The 15,978-nt window shown below is 71.6% G+C and carries 16 protein-coding genes; 7 read left to right on the plus strand and 9 right to left on the minus strand.

The annotated features are described in order from the left end of the window. Positions 1 to 110 precede the first annotated feature (110 nt). The 3 genes from metH (at position 111) to C8054_RS05215 (ending at position 7,151) form a co-directional block, all read left to right on the plus strand. A complete protein-coding gene (gene metH / locus C8054_RS05205; RefSeq protein ID WP_199199540.1) occupies positions 111 to 3,626 on the plus strand; it encodes a methionine synthase in 3,516 nt (1,171 codons plus the stop codon). 135 nt (positions 3,627 to 3,761) lie between these two features. Further along, a complete protein-coding gene (locus C8054_RS05210) occupies positions 3,762 to 5,480 on the plus strand; it encodes a C1 family peptidase (protein ID WP_107155567.1) in 1,719 nt (572 codons plus the stop codon). A 168-nt stretch (positions 5,481 to 5,648) separates the two neighbouring features. Beyond that, positions 5,649 to 7,151, plus strand: a complete 1,503-nt coding sequence (locus C8054_RS05215) for an FAD-binding oxidoreductase (protein WP_107155568.1) — start codon at positions 5,649 to 5,651, stop codon at positions 7,149 to 7,151. Positions 7,152 to 7,191: 40 nt separating this feature from the next. On the opposite strand, the gene C8054_RS05220 is transcribed toward C8054_RS05215, so the two are convergent. From C8054_RS05220 to C8054_RS05240, 6 genes are read right to left on the minus strand one after another with little or no spacing between them, the layout of a single operon-like run. Beyond that, positions 7,192 to 7,527, minus strand: coding sequence for a YnfA family protein (locus tag C8054_RS05220; RefSeq protein WP_107155569.1), 336 nt, complete (start codon positions 7,525 to 7,527; stop codon positions 7,192 to 7,194). Further along, positions 7,524 to 7,820 (minus strand): hypothetical protein, encoded by a 297-nt coding sequence (locus tag C8054_RS05225; protein ID WP_107155570.1) that lies wholly within the window; start codon positions 7,818 to 7,820, stop codon positions 7,524 to 7,526. Before C8054_RS05225 ends, C8054_RS05220 begins: the two co-directional genes overlap by 4 nt. Beyond that, positions 7,804 to 8,241, minus strand: a complete 438-nt coding sequence (locus tag C8054_RS05230; RefSeq protein ID WP_107155571.1) for a MerR family transcriptional regulator — start codon at positions 8,239 to 8,241, stop codon at positions 7,804 to 7,806. The genes C8054_RS05225 and C8054_RS05230 overlap by 17 nt, the downstream gene beginning before the upstream one ends. Next, positions 8,238 to 8,576, minus strand: a complete 339-nt coding sequence (locus C8054_RS05235; protein WP_107155572.1) for a hypothetical protein — start codon at positions 8,574 to 8,576, stop codon at positions 8,238 to 8,240. Before C8054_RS05235 ends, C8054_RS05230 begins: the two co-directional genes overlap by 4 nt. Then, positions 8,573 to 8,698: a hypothetical protein gene (locus C8054_RS33050; protein WP_255562949.1), complete on the minus strand. Its 126-nt coding sequence runs from the start codon at positions 8,696 to 8,698 to the stop codon at positions 8,573 to 8,575. The genes C8054_RS05235 and C8054_RS33050 overlap by 4 nt, the downstream gene beginning before the upstream one ends. A gap of 56 nt (positions 8,699 to 8,754) precedes the next feature. After that, positions 8,755 to 9,414 (minus strand): HNH endonuclease family protein, encoded by a 660-nt coding sequence (locus tag C8054_RS05240; RefSeq protein WP_107155573.1) that lies wholly within the window; start codon positions 9,412 to 9,414, stop codon positions 8,755 to 8,757. Between the two features lie 261 nt (positions 9,415 to 9,675). Between C8054_RS05240 and C8054_RS05245 the strand changes: the two genes are divergently transcribed. Continuing rightward, positions 9,676 to 9,855: a hypothetical protein gene (locus tag C8054_RS05245; RefSeq protein WP_107155574.1), complete on the plus strand. Its 180-nt coding sequence runs from the start codon at positions 9,676 to 9,678 to the stop codon at positions 9,853 to 9,855. 4 nt (positions 9,856 to 9,859) lie between these two features. Here C8054_RS05245 and C8054_RS05250 read toward each other — a convergent pair whose 3' ends face one another. Then, positions 9,860 to 10,276, minus strand: a complete 417-nt coding sequence (locus C8054_RS05250; protein ID WP_107155575.1) for a hypothetical protein — start codon at positions 10,274 to 10,276, stop codon at positions 9,860 to 9,862. Between the two features lie 56 nt (positions 10,277 to 10,332). On the opposite strand from C8054_RS05250, the gene C8054_RS05255 reads away from it, so the two are divergent. The 3 genes from C8054_RS05255 (at position 10,333) to C8054_RS05265 (ending at position 12,418) form a co-directional block, all read left to right on the plus strand. Further along, positions 10,333 to 10,830: a hypothetical protein gene (locus C8054_RS05255; protein ID WP_146179871.1), complete on the plus strand. Its 498-nt coding sequence runs from the start codon at positions 10,333 to 10,335 to the stop codon at positions 10,828 to 10,830. Positions 10,831 to 10,915: 85 nt separating this feature from the next. After that, complete coding sequence (locus C8054_RS05260) at positions 10,916 to 11,665, plus strand: neutral zinc metallopeptidase (protein ID WP_233219500.1); 750 nt, start codon at positions 10,916 to 10,918, stop codon at positions 11,663 to 11,665. 114 nt (positions 11,666 to 11,779) lie between these two features. Beyond that, positions 11,780 to 12,418: an HAD family phosphatase gene (locus tag C8054_RS05265; RefSeq protein WP_107155578.1), complete on the plus strand. Its 639-nt coding sequence runs from the start codon at positions 11,780 to 11,782 to the stop codon at positions 12,416 to 12,418. Between the two features lie 42 nt (positions 12,419 to 12,460). Here the strand turns inward: C8054_RS05265 and C8054_RS05270 are convergent, their stop codons facing one another. Both C8054_RS05270 and C8054_RS05275 read right to left on the minus strand, forming a co-directional pair. After that, on the minus strand, positions 12,461 to 15,007 hold the full coding sequence (locus tag C8054_RS05270; RefSeq protein WP_107155579.1) for an ABC transporter permease: 2,547 nt from the start codon (positions 15,005 to 15,007) through the stop codon (positions 12,461 to 12,463). Continuing rightward, complete coding sequence (locus C8054_RS05275) at positions 15,007 to 15,774, minus strand: ABC transporter ATP-binding protein (protein WP_107155580.1); 768 nt, start codon at positions 15,772 to 15,774, stop codon at positions 15,007 to 15,009. Before C8054_RS05275 ends, C8054_RS05270 begins: the two co-directional genes overlap by 1 nt. Positions 15,775 to 15,978: the final 204 nt, after the last annotated feature.

Raw genomic sequence — 15,978 nt, forward strand, 5'->3', positions numbered from 1 at the left:
CGGACCACCCGGTCGAATCGGATGAAAGGTACGCGGTGATCCGGCCGACATTATGTGGGATGGCGTAATGGGAGTGACCGTTACGTCGCTCGGCGCACTAACCTGACCGGGTGGCTACTTCGTTGCGCGACCTGCTGGCGGACCGGATCCTCATCGCCGACGGGGCCATGGGCACGATGCTCCAGGCCGCCGACCTCACCATCGACGACTTCAACGGCCTCGAGGGCTGCAACGAGATCCTCAACGTCACCCGGCCGGATGTGGTCCGTGGCGTACACGAGGCATACCTCGAGGCCGGCGCGGACTGCGTGGAGACCAACACGTTCGGCGCCAACCTGCCGAACCTGGCCGAGTACGGCATCGCCGAGCGCATCCGGGAGCTCTCCGAGGCCGCCGCGCGGATCGCCCGCGAGGCCGCCGACGCGTACACGACGCCGGAGCGGCCCCGGTTCGTGCTCGGCTCGATGGGCCCCGGCACCAAGCTGCCCACGCTGGGGCACGCCAGCTACGCCTCGCTGCGCGACGCGTACCAGGAGAACGCCGCCGGCCTGATCGCCGGCGGGGCGGACGCGCTGATCATCGAGACCTGTCAGGACCTGCTCCAGGTCAAGGCCGCGGTGGTCGGCTCGAAGCGGGCCCGCGACGCCGCCGGCCGGGACGTGCCGATCATCTGCCAGGTCGCCGTGGAGACCACCGGCACCATGCTGCTGGGCAGCGAGATCGGCGCGGCGCTCACCGCGATCGAGCCGCTCGGCGTCGACCTGATCGGCCTCAACTGCTCCACCGGCCCGGCCGAGATGGGTGAGCACCTGCGCTACCTGTCCCGGCACTCGCGCATCCCGGTGTCCGTGATGCCGAACGCCGGCCTGCCGGTGCTGACCGCCGACGGGGCGTACTTTCCGCTCGGGCCGGAGGAGATGGCCGACGCGCTGGAGCAGTTCGTCGACGACTACGGCGTGGGCCTGATCGGCGGCTGCTGCGGCACCACGCCGGAGCACATCCGGGTGCTGGTGGAGCGGCTCGGCGGGCGGCGCCCCTCGCCCCGGGCACCGGAGCCGGAGGCGGGCGTCTCCTCGATCTACCACCATGTGCCGTTCGCGCAGGACGCCAGCGTCCTGATGGTGGGGGAGCGGACCAACGCCAACGGCTCCAAGGCGTTCCGCGAGGCGATGCTCGCCGCCGACTGGCAGGCCTGCGTGGAGATCGCCCGCAACCAGGCCCGCGACGGTTCCCACCTGCTCGACCTCTGCGTCGACTACGTCGGCCGGGACGGCACGCAGGACATGCGGGAGCTGGCCGGCCGGTTCGCCACCGCGTCCACGCTGCCGATCGTGCTGGACTCCACCGAGCCGGCGGTGATCGAGGCGGGGCTGGAGATGCTCGGCGGCCGGTGCGTGGTCAACTCCGTCAACTTCGAGGACGGCGACGGCCCCGACTCCCGCTACGCGCGGGTCATGCCGGTGGTGAAGGAGCACGGCGCCGCCGTGGTGGCGCTGCTCATCGACGAGGAGGGCCAGGCGCGTACCCGGGAATGGAAGGTCCGGGTGGCCAGTCGGCTGATCGACGACCTGACCGGCCGCTGGGGGATGCGCCGGGAGGACATCCTCATCGACGCGTTGACGTTCCCGATCGCCACCGGGCAGGAGGAGACGCGCCGGGACGGCATCGAGACGATCGAGGCGATCCGGGAGATCGTCGCCCGGTACCCGGGGGTGAACTTCACCGCCGGCATCTCGAACGTCTCGTTCGGGCTCAACCCGGCGGCCCGGCAGGTGCTCAACTCGGTGTTCCTGCACGAGTGCGTCCAGGTCGGTCTGAGTTCGGCCATCGTGCACGCCAGCAAGATCCTGCCGATGTCGCGGATCCCGGACGAGCAGCGCGAGGTGGCGCTGGACCTGGTCTACGACCGCCGACGCGAGGGCTACGACCCGGTGCAGCGGTTCATCGAGGCGTTCGAGGGCGTCGACGCCGCGTCGGCGCGCGCCACCCGGGCCGAGGAACTGGCCGCGCTGCCGTTGGAGGAGCGGCTCAAGCGGCGGATCATCGACGGTGAGCGCAACGGCCTGGAGGCCGACCTGGACACCGCGATGGCCGAGGGTCGCACGCCGCTGTCCATCATCAACGACCTGTTGCTCGACGGCATGAAGGTGGTCGGCGAGCTGTTCGGCTCGGGGCAGATGCAGTTGCCGTTCGTGCTCCAGTCCGCCGAGGTGATGAAGACCGCGGTGGCCTACCTGGAGCCGCACATGGAGAAGGCCGACGACGACGGCAAGGGTCGGATCGTGCTCGCCACGGTGAAGGGCGACGTGCACGACATCGGCAAGAACCTGGTCGACATCATCCTGTCCAACAACGGCTACGACGTGGTCAACATCGGCATCAAGCAGCCGATCAACGCGATCCTCGACGCGGCCGAGGAACACCGGGCCGACGCCATCGGCATGTCCGGGCTGCTGGTCAAGAGCACGGTCATCATGAAGGAGAACCTGGCCGAGATGGCCTCGCGCGGCGTCGCCGAGCGCTGGCCGGTGCTGCTCGGCGGCGCGGCGCTGACCCGGGCGTACGTCGAGGACGACCTGCGGTCGATCTACCCGGGGCAGGTGCACTACGCCCGCGACGCGTTCGAGGGTCTGTCGCTGATGGACCGGGTGATGACGGCCAAGCGGGGCGGCGCGCCGGTGGTGGACCCGGAGCGGGAGGCCGCGCTGGCGGCCCGTCGGGAGCGTCGGGAACGGCAGCGCGCGCAGGTGCGTGAGGCGCTGCCCGAGCTGGACGACGCCTCGGTGCGCTCCGACGTGGCGGTACAGGAGGCGGTGCCCACGCCGCCTTTCCTCGGCACCCGGGTGGTCAAGGGCGTGCCGCTGGCCGACTACGCGGCGCTGCTCGACGAGCGGGCCACGTTCCTCGGGCAGTGGGGGCTGCGCGGCGCCCGGGGCGGCACGGGCCCGACGTACGAGGAGCTGGTGGAGACCGAGGGCCGGCCCCGGCTGCGGTACTGGCTGGATCGGCTGATCGCCGACCAGGTGTTGGAAGCGGCCGTGGTGTACGGCTACTTCCCGGCGTACTCCGAGGGCAACGACCTGGTGGTGCTGGACGAGAACGGGCACAGCGAGCGGGCCCGGTTCTCCTTCCCCCGACAACGGCAGGAGCGTCGGCTGTGCCTGGCGGACTTCTTCCGCCCGAAGGGCGACCAGTTGGACGTGGTGGCGTTGCAGCTGGTCACCGTGGGGCAGCCGATCAGCGAGTACACGGCGAAGATGTTCGCCGCGAACGAATACCGCGACTACCTGGAGGTGCACGGCCTGTCGGTGCAGCTCACCGAGGCCCTGGCGGAGTACTGGCACCGGCGTGTCCGGTCGGAGCTGGTGCTGCCGGGCGGTGGCACGGTCGCCGACGACGACCCGGCCGACCTGGCCGGCCTGCTGCGCAACGACTACCGCGGCTGCCGGTACGCGTTCGGCTATCCGGCCTGCCCGGACCTGGAGGACCGGGCGAAGGTGGTGCAGTTGCTCGGCGCGGAGCGGATCGGCGTGCAGTTGTCGGAGGAGTTCCAGCTCGTGCCGGAGCAGGCCACCGACGCGATAGTGGTGCACCACCCGGAGGCGAACTACTTCAACGCCAAGTAGCCCGCCGGGGCGTTTGTTCCCGGAATGCCGCCAGGTCACCGATATCGGCGATCAACCGTCGGCACGTGGGGCGTTGTGATGTGCTGAATCCGGCACCTGGGGCAGGGCTGTGCCACCAGTGGACGGGGTTCGGCCATGACGGAGCTCAGTGAGATCCAGGCGGCGATTCGGGCGACCGGCGGAGGATGGACCGCCGTCGAGACGTCGGTGTCGAGGTTGCCGGAGGAGGCACGCAGACTGCGGCTGGGCTATGTTCCGGGGCCGGACGAACCGAGCCTTGAGGAACGCGAGGAGCGCAGCCGCGAGAATGCCCAAATGGTGCCTCGCGAAGAAGGTGGGGTGCTCCCGTTCGTCATGGACTGGCGGCACGAGGGGGGCTACAACTACATATCTGCGGTGAAGGACCAGGGGGACTGCGGGAGTTGCTGGGCGTTCGGCACGGTGGCGGCGTTGAGCGCTGCGGCGAGAATCGAGCGGAGGGCCCCGGGGACCATGCCGCTGGATGTCTCCGAGGGGCAACTCGTCTCCTGTGTCCACAACGGCGACTGCGGCACGGGCGCGTCGGTCGGCGTGGCGCTGTGCTACGCCCGCGACAACGGGCTCCTGTCCGAGGCGGAGTTCCCGTACGCGGCTCGGGAGAAGCCCTGTTCGCTGCCGAGCAACTGGACCGATCGTGCGACGAGGATTTCCGGGTACAGCACCATCGTCTCCTTTCAGGAGATGAAGAATTGGCTGGTCAAGCGCGGTCCGCTGATTGCCGCCTTCACCGTCTACCTCGATTTCTACTTCTACGGCGGCGGCGTCTACCAGAACAGTTGGGGCTGGGTGGTTGGTGGTCACTGCGTCTGTGTGGTCGGCTTCGACGACAACAAGGGCGCGTGGTTGTGTAAGAACAGTTGGGGAACCGGCTTTGGTGAGCACGGCTATTTCTGGATCAAGTATGGTCAGTGTGGCATCGACGCTGTGATGTGGGCGATCGACTCGTTCACCAACATCCCCGAGGTCGATTGGCGGATGCTGGTCCATGCCGGCTGGAGCGATACGAGCTTCTGGTACACGATCTTCGACGGCGCCGTTCCGTCGTCGGACACGAAAGCGCCGCAGCTCCTCCTCACTTCCAGTCCCGCTCTCGCCTTCTACCGGGGGGCCGTGCACTGCCTCCATCAGACGCCGGCAGGACTCGGTAGGTTGTGGCACGTCACGTTCTGCGGCGGCGCGTGGTCGGAGGATCAGCGGGTGGGGGAGGTCAGCCTGACCGACAACCCGGCGGTGGCGGTGTACGGCGACCGCCTGCACTGCGTGTACCAGGGGCCCGGCGGGAACCGCGAGCTGTGGCACCTGGTCTTCGACGGCGCGAGATGGAGCGCGGGCAAACGTGTCCCCGGTGCCGAACTATTCGGCAGCCCCGCCCTGGTGGAGTACGGCGGTCGCCTGCACTGCCTGTACCAGGGTGGCGGCCACGGCGACATGTGGCACACCGTCTTCGACGGGGTCGCCTGGTCGCGACCCGGGGTGGTCGCCGGGGTTCGTCTCACCGGTAGCCCCGCCGTGGCGGTCTACCGGAGCAAGCTGCACTGTCTGCACCAGGGCCCCGGCGAGAGCGGTCAACTGCTGCACACTGTGTTCGACGGTACGAGCTGGACTGCCGACACGTGGGTCAGAGATGTCGCGCTGTCCTTCAGTCCCACCGTGGCCGTCTCCGGCGACGTCCTGCACTGCGCGCACATCAGTCGGCAGAGCGACGTGGAGGTGTGGCACGCGTCGTACAACGGGGTCGATTGGACGCCCGACCAACATCTCACCGGGGTCATGTCGGCTCACGGTGTTGCCCTGATCGCCTACAACTACGACTGACCAGCGTCGTCGCGGGTCAGCCAGCGCGCGGCATTTGGGTAGCTTTCGGAGTTTTTACGTCACTCGGAAGGGTGCTCACGTCTTTTTCAGTTATGTGAGCGATTGTCTGGTCCTAGCGTGAGGTCGCACGCCAACGGACGGGCGTGACCCGATCGAGAGGCCACGACCATGCATGACATCTCGCGTCGCACGCTGCTCCAGGCCACGGCCGCCGTGGGCGCCGGGGCGGTCGTCGCACCGGCCGTGCTCGGCGGGCCCGCCCGGGCGGTCACCGGCACCGACGGCTCCGGGGCGCCCGTCTGGGCCGAGTGCCCGCCGGCGCAGTTGACCGGCCGCATCGTGCGGTTCGGTGACCCCGACTATCCGTCCGCGAGCCTCGGCTGGGACGAGTTGTTCGTCCGCAACCCGCTGGTCATCGTGTTCGCGCAGAACACCCAGGACGTGGTGAACGCGCTCGCCTGGTCGCGGCAGAACGACGTCGCGCTGCGGGTACGCAGCGGCCGGCACAGCCTTGAGGGCTGGTCGAACGTGGACAACGGCATCGTGATCGATGTCAGTGAGCTGAAGTCGGCCGACATCAACCCGGCGACGCTCACCGCGCGCGTCGGCGCCGGGCTCAACCAGTTGGAGGCGGTCACCGCGCTCGCCCAGCAGGGGCTCGCGGTGACGACCGGTACGGAGGGCAGCGTGGGCCTGTCCGGGGCGACCCTGGGCGGGGGTTTCGGCTTCCTGACCCGCTGGCTCGGCATGGCCTGCGACAGCCTGGTCGGGGCGGAGATCGTCGTCGCGTCCGGGGCGAACGGCGCGAAGGCGATCGAGGTGGATCTGCGGAACCGCCGGGACCTGCTCTGGGCGTTGCGCGGGGCGGGTAACGGCAACTTCGGCATCGTCACCTCGCTGACCTACCGGGTGGCTCCGCTGCGCGGCGTCGCGTATCTCCAGGCGGCCTGGCCCGGCCTGGCTGACCTGGGGGCCGTCTTCGACCGGTGGCAGCGCACCGCGCCGTTCACCGATGTGCGCCTCGGCTCCCAACTGGAGATCCACCGGTCGCAGATCCTGCTGTTCGGTGTGCTCGCCGAGGGCACCGAGGCGGAGGTGCGGAAACTGCTGGAGCCGGTCCTGTCGGTCGGCGCCCCGCAGGTCACGGTGCAGATCGGTGGGTGGGGTGACATCTACGCCGGGTTCCAGGTGCCGACCCAGGACGAGCCCGCGAACTGGAAGTTCTTCTCCCAGTTCACCCGCCGGCCGTTCCCGCCGGAGGCGATCGAGGTCATCCGCTCGTTCATGGCGGTCGCGCCCACCGATGCCAGCAACTTCTTCACCCAGGCGTTCGGCGTCGGCGCGCAGGCGAAGCAGCCGGTCGGCGGTTCGGCGTTCCCGCACCGCGACGCGATCTTCTACTCCGAGCCCGGCGCCGGCTGGGGGACCCGGGGTGTGCCGGACAGCGGCGACGCGCTCACCCCGGCGGCGCAGGCGTGGATCGCCGAGTTCAGCCAGGCGCTGCGCCCCTATGTGGACGGCGCCTACGTCAACGTGCCGAACATCGGCATGCAGGAGTGGGAGACCGCGTACTGGGGGCCGAACGTGGAGCGGCTCCGCCGGATCAAGGCGATGTACGACCCGCACAACGTCTTCCAGTACGAGCAGAGCATCCCGCCCGCGTCGTGTTGAGCCGGCACCCGGTGGTGCCGGCTCACCCGGTGGCGACCGGTCAGCTCGCGCGCGGCGCGTACATGATGATCACGACGCCGACCAGGCAGATGGCCGCGCCGGCGAGGTCGTAGCGGTCGGGCCGGAACTTGTCGACGAGCACGCCCCAGGCGAGCGACCCGGCGACGAAGACGCCGCCGTAGGCGGCGAGGATGCGCCCGAAGTTCGGGTCGGGCTGGAACGTGGCCACGAAGCCGTAGAGGCCGAGCGCGATGATCCCGCCGGCGATCCAGAGCAGTCCTCGGTTCTCCCGCCAGCCCTGCCAGACCAGCCAGGCGCCGCCGATCTCGGCCAGCGCGGCGACCAGGAACAGCAGGACGGAACGCGCGACGGTCATGGGTCCGACCGTACCGTGGCGATCTTGCCGCCGGGTCGACAGGCGCAGTCGCCACCCGCGCAACCGGCGCGGTGGCCGCGCCGGGCGGCCCACCACCAGGACAGGCCGGCGAGCCCGGCCAGGGCGACGGCGGTCCCGGGCAGGAAGCGGGTCAGGGTCGCCCAGCCGCCGCCGGCCAGGATCCCGGCGGCCAGCAGGAGCGGCAGTACGCAGCACGCGGCGCAGGCCGCGCCGGCGAGCCCGGTGAGGCTGGTGGGCAGCAGGCGGCGCAGCCGGTCAGCGGGGTTCGACACGGTCGTTCCTCCCGGCCGGGTCGGCGAAGGGCAGCGGGCAGCAGGAGCTGCCGGCGCAGGCGATCAGGTCGTCGCAGCCGGCCGAGATCGCGGCCCGCAGCGTGTCGCGGATGACGGTGAGGTCCGCCATCCGCTGTTCCACCTCGGCGAGCTTCTCCCGGGCGAGGGCCCGCAGCCCGGCGTCGCGGCCGGGCCGGTGCCGGCCGGCGTCGAGCAGGTCGGCGACCTCGGCGAGGGTGAAGCCGAGACGCTGGGCGGTCTTGACCACCCGCAGCAGCGTGACGGTCTCGGCGGGATAGAGCCGGTGCCCGCCCGGCGACCGTCGTGGCGCGTCGAGCAGTCCGCGGCGTTCGTAGTAGCGCAGCGTCTGCACGTTCACCCCGACCGCGTCGGCGAGCTGGCCGCTGCGCAGGTCCGTCACGGTCGGGGCGCGGGCGCGGCCCGCTCGGTGAGCGCGTCGAGCACGTCGACGTGGGCGGGCGGCACCCGGATGTCGAGCGTCAGCGCGTCGCCGTCCGGTCTGGTGAGTGCGAACGCGAAGAAGGAGCAGCACGCGGACTCGCGCGTGATCAGGTCCCGGGTGGCCGGCTCGGCCGCGCTGCCGAGACGCAGTCGCAGGTGCCGGGCCGAGCGCCGGTCGACGGCGTGGACGGCGTCGCGGAACAGTCGGTCGAACTCGGCCAGCCGCAGCGGTCGGTCGGTGGTCGGCAGGGTGCAGGCGTCGGGCACCCAGGAGGTGTCGGGTTCGTCGGTCACGCCTCGACGGTAGGTCCGTACCGGGGTACCGGATGCAAGTCCCCGAGGACCAGATCGACGTCGCGCGGGGCGGGGCGGCTCGGGGTCAGCCGCGCGGTGGTCAGTTCCTCGTGCTCCGCCATCGCGGCCATCATTCGAGCGTTCCCGGGCCGTTGCCGGCCCGGGACGCCGACCGCGGTCAGTACGCGTAGGTGACCGAGATGGTGGCGGCCGGGCAGTTGTTCGCCCAACTGGTCAGCGCGCTCTTCTCCGCGCTGTCCACGGTGAGCCGCCAGCGGATCTTGACGGCCACCCACTCGCCGACGTAGCGGCAGCGGGCCGAGGCGTACGGCGGCAGCCAGGTGGCCGGGTCCTGGTCGCCCTTGGCCTGGTTGACGTTGTCGGTCACCGCGGCCAGGGCGCGCGCGTCCCCCAGGTCGTTCGCGTACGTCTGGCGGCGGCTGGTGGTCCAGTTCCGGGCGCCGGAGTCCCAGGCCTCGGCGAGCGGGACCATGTGGTCGATGTCCAGGTCGCCGGTGGCCGTCCAGGTGGCGTTGTCGTAGTAGGAGTACCACCGGCCGCCGGAGAGCGTGCAGGTGCCGCTGATCGTGGGCTTCGTGGTGGCCTCGGCGTAGAGCACCTCGTTGCGGGTGTGGCAGCCGTCGCCGTCGGCGTCGATCCAGTGCGGGAACAGGTCACGGCTGTAGCCGGTGCGCACCTCGGTGGCGACGGACAGGCCGGCGACCGCGGTGGTGAGCGACGCGGAGTAGCCGGCGGCGAGGGCGGGCTGGGCGAGGCCGAGGGTGGCGGCCAGGATCGCGGCGAGGCTGATGGCCGTGGCGCGCAGGTTGCGGGACATGGGACTCCATCCGTACGGGAATGGCGCGACTGTCCCATCTATATAGACAGATGTGGACGTCATGGTCCAGGTCGATCTCGGTGAACATCGCCTGACCATCGGCGTCGCGCCCCGAGGACGACACCAATTCGACTGTGCCGGCCGGCCCGGCGGGCTACCGTCGCAGAAGAGGCGGCAGCGCCGCGTCCACGCCCGCGCCGTCCGGTTGACGCGGTCGAGACGGCCGGTGACGAGCCTGGAGTACGACGAAAGGGGCGCCAGATGGCCGACGAGGTGACGTCGAAGGTGCCGCCCGACCAGGGCCCCGTCCTGGCCGCGCCGGTCCGCTCGACGCCGGCCGGCCCGCCGAGCAGCCTGGACCTGTGGGCCCGCGCCCAGACCCTGCACCGCTGCTTCGGCGACGACGACGGCGAGCCGCACATCATGCGCGGCCTGGACTAGACGCTCAGCGCACCGCCGCGCCCGCGCGGGCCAGCGCGTCCCGCCAGGACCGGGTGTGGAACGCGGCGGCCCCGTTGAACGCCAGGTCGAGGAAGCCCGGCCCGTCGCCGGAGGGCGGCGTCCGGTGCGCCCGGAACTCGTCCAGCCCGCGCCGCTGGTCGGGGCTGGGCGACGGCGAGATGTCCGACCCCCGCCCGACCACGTCGTACCGCCGGCCGTCGACGGTCAGCAGCAGCGTGCCCAGCCGGGTCAACCGCCCCCGCACCTGGCCGACGGGCACCGCGAACACCTCCGCGCCGTGCCGGTCCCGGGCGCGCAGCCGGCCCTGGTCGAGCGTCATCAGCACCGGTACGCACCGCCGGCCGTTCCAGAGGCTGCGCCGCCAGTAGACGACGCTGGCGAGTGTCACGTCGGGATCCACGGCCGGGACTGTACCGAAGGCGCTCCACGGTGGCCGGCGGTGGCTACCCTGCCGGCGTGACCCGACGATCATGGTTCCTCGTGCTCGCCGCCGCGCTCGGCGTCGCGCTGCTGGCCGCCTGCGGCGGCGTGACCTGGCTGGCCCGCACCGGTGACGGCGAGGAGCGGGACTGCGCGGCACGGGTCGCCGCCGAGGAGGCGAAGGTCCGTACCGACCGGCGGTGGACCGACGCCGACGTGCCGGGCATCGGCGCGTACCCGGAGATCCACTGGCAGGTCGACTATCCGAGCTTCGCCTGTTCCCGCGCGCCCGGCCCGACCGACCGGCGCTACCAGGCGGTGGTGCGGCTGACACCGGCCGACGCCCGCGCGCTCGCCGCCGCGTACACCTGGACGCCGGTGACCGGCGCGGCGCCCGAGGTGTGGCCGGCGCTGGCCGGGTACGTGCCGGCCGGCGTGCGCTGGCACCGTAGCGTCGACCACGACGCGGGCGCCGCCGAGGTGCGCTTCGACCCCGGCGCGGCGCTGCTGCTGATCACCGCCGTCGACACCTGATGAACGTTCGCCGCCGCCGATGCGTGAGAGCCGGTGGATACCGGGGTACTGCGCGGAACACAGGTTGGACAGCCGGGAGGTAGTCGTGGGGGACAGGACGGGACGTCGGCGGCTCGGGCCGCTCGCCGGGCTGGTGGTGGCCCTGGTGGTGGCCGCCGGCTGCATGGGCGGCGGGCTCGACCAGGGCGAGCCGCAGCAGCCCGCCCCCGAGCGCAGCGGGCGAGCGGCGTCCCCCGGCGCGGAGACCACCCGGGCCGACGGCACCACCAGTGTCGCCGAGTTCAAGCAGGACTTCTCCGACGCCGTGGCCGGCGCCGAGCAGTACTGGACCGCGCAGTTCCGCTCCTCCGGGGAACGCTTCCGGCCGATCCGGCGGGTGGTGGCGTACACCCGGGCCGGTGAGGTGTCCTGCGGCGGGCAGCCGTTGCCGCGCAACAACGCGGTCTACTGCTCGGCCGGCGACTTCATCGCCTACGACGTGAACTGGTCGGTGTCGGCGTTCCGGCAGATCGGCGACGCGTTCCTGTTCTACCTGCTCGGCCACGAGTACGCGCACGGCGTGCAGACCCGGCTCGGCATCCGCTACGAATTCACCATCCAGCAGGAGTTGCAGGCCGACTGCATGGCCGGGGCCTACCTGGGCGACAGCGTGCGCGCCGGGACGCTGAAGGTGGAGGACGGCGACCTGGACGAGTTCCGGGAGGGGCTGCTGGCGGTCGGTGACGACCCGGACCAGCCGTGGTTCGCCGAGGGCGCGCACGGCACCGCCGAGCAGCGCAGCGAGAAGTTCTTCGCCGGCTACGAGAACTCGCTGAAGGCGTGCGACCTCGGTTGATGCCACAGGTCACCCCGGCCGGCGGCGCCGCCGGCCGGGCCGGGTCCGGCTGGCAGGATCGGTGGGGTACGCCCACCGAAGGAGGCCCCGCTGAGCAGCCCACACCCCGCCGCCGTGCTCTTCGACATGGACGGCACGCTCGTCGACAGTGAGAAGCTGTGGGACGTCGCGTTGCAGGAGCTGGCCGCCGTCTACGGCGGCACGCTCTCCGCCGAGGCCCGCCAGGCGATCATCGGCACCGCGATGGCCGACTCCATGCGGATCGTGCACGCCGACCTGGGCCAGCCGGGCCGCGACCCGCAGGCCAGCGCCGACTGGATCAGCGCGCGGATCCTCGACCTGTTCCGCACCGGGCTGCGGTGGCGTCCCGGCGCGTTGGCGTTGCTGCGCGCCGTCCGGGCCGCCGGCATTCCCACCGCGCTTGTCACCTCCAGCGGCCGGTCCCTGGTCGAGGTCGCGCTGGAGACCCTGGGCCGGGACAGCTTCGACGCGGTGGTCTGCGGTGACGAGGTGGGCGAGGCCAAGCCGCACCCGGAGCCGTACCTGACCGCCGCGAAGCTGCTGGGCGTGCCGATCGAGCGGTGCGTGGCGATCGAGGACTCACCGACCGGCGTGGCGAGCGCGTTGGCCGCCGGCGCGGCGGTGCTGGCCGTACCGGCCGAGGTGCCGCTGCCGCCGACCGACGGCGTACACCAGCTGGAGAGCCTGACCGGGGCGGACCTGGAGTTGCTCGCCGCGCTGCTGAACCGGTAGGCCGAGGGGCCCCTCCCGCCGGGAGGGGCCCCGCCGTGCGTCTCAGTCGTGGGCGATGGCGCCGAGCACGTTGATCCGCGCGGCCCGGATCGCCGGCAGCACCGCCGCGACCACGCCGATGATCGCGGCCAGCACCAGGAACGTCACCATCTGGCCCCAGGGCAGGACCAGGTCGGTGATGCCCTCGTCCTTGAGCGCCCGGACCACCGCCGCGCCGAGACCGGTGCCGACCACCACGCCGAGCAGCGCGCCGAAGATCGAGATCACCACCGCCTCGACCGTGATCATCCGCATGGTCTGGGCCCGGCGCAGGCCGATCGCCCGCAGCAGGCCCAGCTCCCGGGTGCGCTCCAGCACCGACAACGCGAGCGTGTTGATGATGCCCAGCACCGCGATCACGATGGCCAGCGCCAACAGGATCTGGATCATCCGCAGCGGCGTGTCGAGCTGACTGGTCTGCTGCTTGATGAACGCCGCCCGGTCCGCCACCGACACCTCCGGGCTGTCCACCAGCAGCCGCTCTACCTGCGGCTGCACCGCGCCCACCGAGGTGCCCGGGGCGAGCTGCACGAAGCCCTGGATGGGCTGCGGGATGGCGAAGTCGGCGGTCGCCTGCGGCGGCAGCACCACCGGGTTGGTGAGCTGGGAACTCTCGTAGATGCCGCTGACCGTGTACGTGCGGGCCTCGCCGCGGGACAACTGCACCGGCACCGTCGAGCCGACCGACAGGTTGCGGGACTTCGCGGTGTCCGAGCTGAGCAGCATCTGGTCCGGGGCCAGCCGGCTGATGTCACCGGCGGTGGCCTTCGCCCCGAAGATCCGCTCCAGCGCCGCCACGTTGCTCGACGCCGCCACCCAGGTCCGCTCGCCGCCCACCGTGGCCATGTCGCCGTACTCGCCGTCGACCAACTGCACGCCCGGGATCGCGGCGGTCTTCTCCAGCACCGCCGCGTCGAAGCTCGCCGGACGCGGCCCGGACGAGGCGCCGGAGATCACCAGCTCGGCCTTGATCCGGTCCTCGGCGAGCGCGCTGATGCTGCCCTTCGCCGAGTCCAGGATCACCGTCACGCCGGTCACCAGCGCGATGCCCACCATCAGCGCGGCGGCGGTGATCGCGGTCCGGCGCGGGTTACGGCCCGAGTTCAACCGGCCCAGCTTGCCCGGCACCGACCAGGAGAAGATCGCGCCGAGCAGCGACACCACCGGCCGGCTGATCACCGGCGTCAGCAGCGCCACCCCGATGAACGCGAACAGCACACCGCCGAGGATGGTCGCCAGCGTGTTGTCGCCGGCGTTGCCGCTGAGGCCGAGGAAGAGCAGCACCGCGCCGACCGTGGTGACCACCGCGCCGCCGACGGTCACCTTGGTCAGCGGACGGTCCGGCGTGGCGACGTCCTGCATCGCGGCGATCGGCGGAATCCGCGCGGCGCGCAGCGCCGGCAGCAGCGCCGCGACCACCGTGATCAGCAGACCGACGGCGAACGCGCCGATCACCGCCGCCGGCGGCACCCCCAGCCCGGCCAGCGTCAGACCACCGGCGAGCTTCCCGAACAGGTAAGCCAGCAGCGCGCCCACCCCGATGCCGGCGGCCAGGCCGAGCACCGAGGCGATCAGGCCCACCGCGACCGCCTCCAGCACCACCGAGCCGATGACCTGCCGGCCGCTGGCCCCGATGGCCCGCATCAGCGCCAGCTCACGCGTGCGCTGGGCCACGATGATCGAGAAGGTGTTGAGGATCAGGAACGTGCCGACCAGCAACGCGACCGCGGCGAACCCGAGGAGGATCTTGTTGAAGAACGACAATCCCTCCTTCAGCCCGGCCGAGGCGTCGTCGGCGAGCTGGTCGCCGGTCTTGACGTCGTAGGCGCCGCCCAGCGCGCCGGACACCTCGTCGCGCAGCGCCTCCGGCGTGGTGCCGTCCGCCCGCGCGGTGACGTTGGAGAACACGTCCGGCTTGCCGAGCATCAACCGCTGCGCGACAGGCGTGGTGAACGCGACCTCGTTCGCGCCGCCCACGGAGTCCCGGCCACCGCTGTAGCCGAACACGCCGACCAGCGTGAACTCCTTCTTCGGCGACAGGGTCAACACGCCGACCCGGTCACCGACGCGCACGCCGGCCGCCTTCGCCAGCGCGGCGTTGACCACGATCTCGTCGTCGGCCTGCGGGCCGCGCCCCTCGCGCAACGACACCAGGTCGCTCTCGCCCAGCCAGTTCTCGCCGAGCTGCGGCGGGCCGAACGAGGTGACCACCTTGCCGTTGCCGCCGATCAGCCGCGCGCCGTCGGCCGCCACCACGCCGCGCACGTCCGCCGCGCCCGGCACCGCCTTAACCCGGTCCACGAGCGACGCCGGCACCGGGCCGGCCACCTGCTCGCCCTCGGTCTCGGAGACCTCGACCTTCGGCTTCGCCGCCACGTTCACGTCCACGTCGGCGTAGGCGTCGGCGAAGACCGCGTCGAACGAGCGGCCCAGCGTGTCGGTGAGCACGAACGCGCCGGAGACGAACATGACGCCGAGCACCACCGCCAGCCCGGACAGCAGCAGGCGCAGCTTGCGCGCCAGCAGGCTCTTCAGCGTTGCCCGGAACATCAGTTGCCCACCTCGACCGGCGCGTCCAGCTTCTTCATCGTGTCCAGCACCGTGTCGGCGGTCGGCTCGATCAGCTCCGAGACGATCTGCCCGTCGGCCAGGAAGACCACCCGGTCGGCGTACGCGGCGGCGGTCGGGTCGTGGGTCACCATGACGATGGTCTGGCCGTGCTCGCGTACCGAGCTGCGCAGGAAGTTCAGCACCTCGGCGCCGGACCGGGAGTCCAGGTTGCCGGTCGGCTCGTCTGCGAAGATCACCTCGGGGCGGGCGACAAGCGCCCGCGCGCACGCCACCCGCTGCTGCTGGCCGCCGGAGAGCTGCGCCGGGCGGTGCCCGAGCCGCTCCCGCAGCCCGACCGTGTCGATCACCGTGTCGTACCAGGCCGGGTCGGCCTTGCGGCCGGCGATCGACAGCGGCAGCAGGATGTTCTCCTGCGCGGTGAGCGTCGGCAGCAGGTTGAACTGCTGGAAGATGAAACCGACCTTGTCCCGCCGCAGCTTCGTCAGGCCCGAGTCGTTGAGCCCGGTCACCGTCGTCTCACCGATCATCACGGTGCCCCGGGTCACCGAGTCCAGACCGGCGAGGCAGTGCATCAACGTCGACTTGCCCGAGCCCGACGGCCCCATGATCGCGGTGAACCGGCCGCGTTCGAACTCGGCGCTCACCCCACGCAGCGCGATGACCTGCGCCTCGCCGCTGCCGTACACCTTCCACACGTCGTTCGCCCGGGCCGCGGCCTGCGCCTGCCGGCCTACCGTCGCGGTCACGTCATCTACCTCTTCCGTCTGGCTTGCTGATCCGCACCGCCCCCGCTGGTCGGTGCGGCAGTTCCATCCTCGGTGCCGCCGGCCCCGGATCCGTCCGACCCCGGGCGGAATCCGTGCCGAATTTCCGGTGAGGGTCGCCCCCCAGGCCGGCTCAGGGTGATCCCTGACCGACCGGCGACGCCGACGGTAGGACCTCACGTCGCG

It is taken from the genome of Micromonospora sp. RP3T (assembly GCF_003027925.1).
Taxonomy (GTDB): Bacteria; Actinomycetota; Actinomycetes; order Mycobacteriales; family Micromonosporaceae; genus Micromonospora.

Coding starts and splice junctions, on each gene's coding strand:
- C8054_RS05210 (WP_107155567.1), top strand. CDS start 3,762: ATGACGGAGCTCAGTGAGATCCAGGCGGCGATTCGGGCGACCGGCGGA.
- C8054_RS05215 (WP_107155568.1), top strand. CDS start 5,649: ATGCATGACATCTCGCGTCGCACGCTGCTCCAGGCCACGGCCGCCGTG.
- C8054_RS05220 (WP_107155569.1), bottom strand. CDS start 7,527: ATGACCGTCGCGCGTTCCGTCCTGCTGTTCCTGGTCGCCGCGCTGGCC.
- C8054_RS33050 (WP_255562949.1), bottom strand. CDS start 8,698: ATGGCGGAGCACGAGGAACTGACCACCGCGCGGCTGACCCCGAGCCGC.
- C8054_RS05240 (WP_107155573.1), bottom strand. CDS start 9,414: ATGTCCCGCAACCTGCGCGCCACGGCCATCAGCCTCGCCGCGATCCTG.
- C8054_RS05245 (WP_107155574.1), top strand. CDS start 9,676: ATGGCCGACGAGGTGACGTCGAAGGTGCCGCCCGACCAGGGCCCCGTC.
- C8054_RS05270 (WP_107155579.1), bottom strand. CDS start 15,007: ATGTTCCGGGCAACGCTGAAGAGCCTGCTGGCGCGCAAGCTGCGCCTG.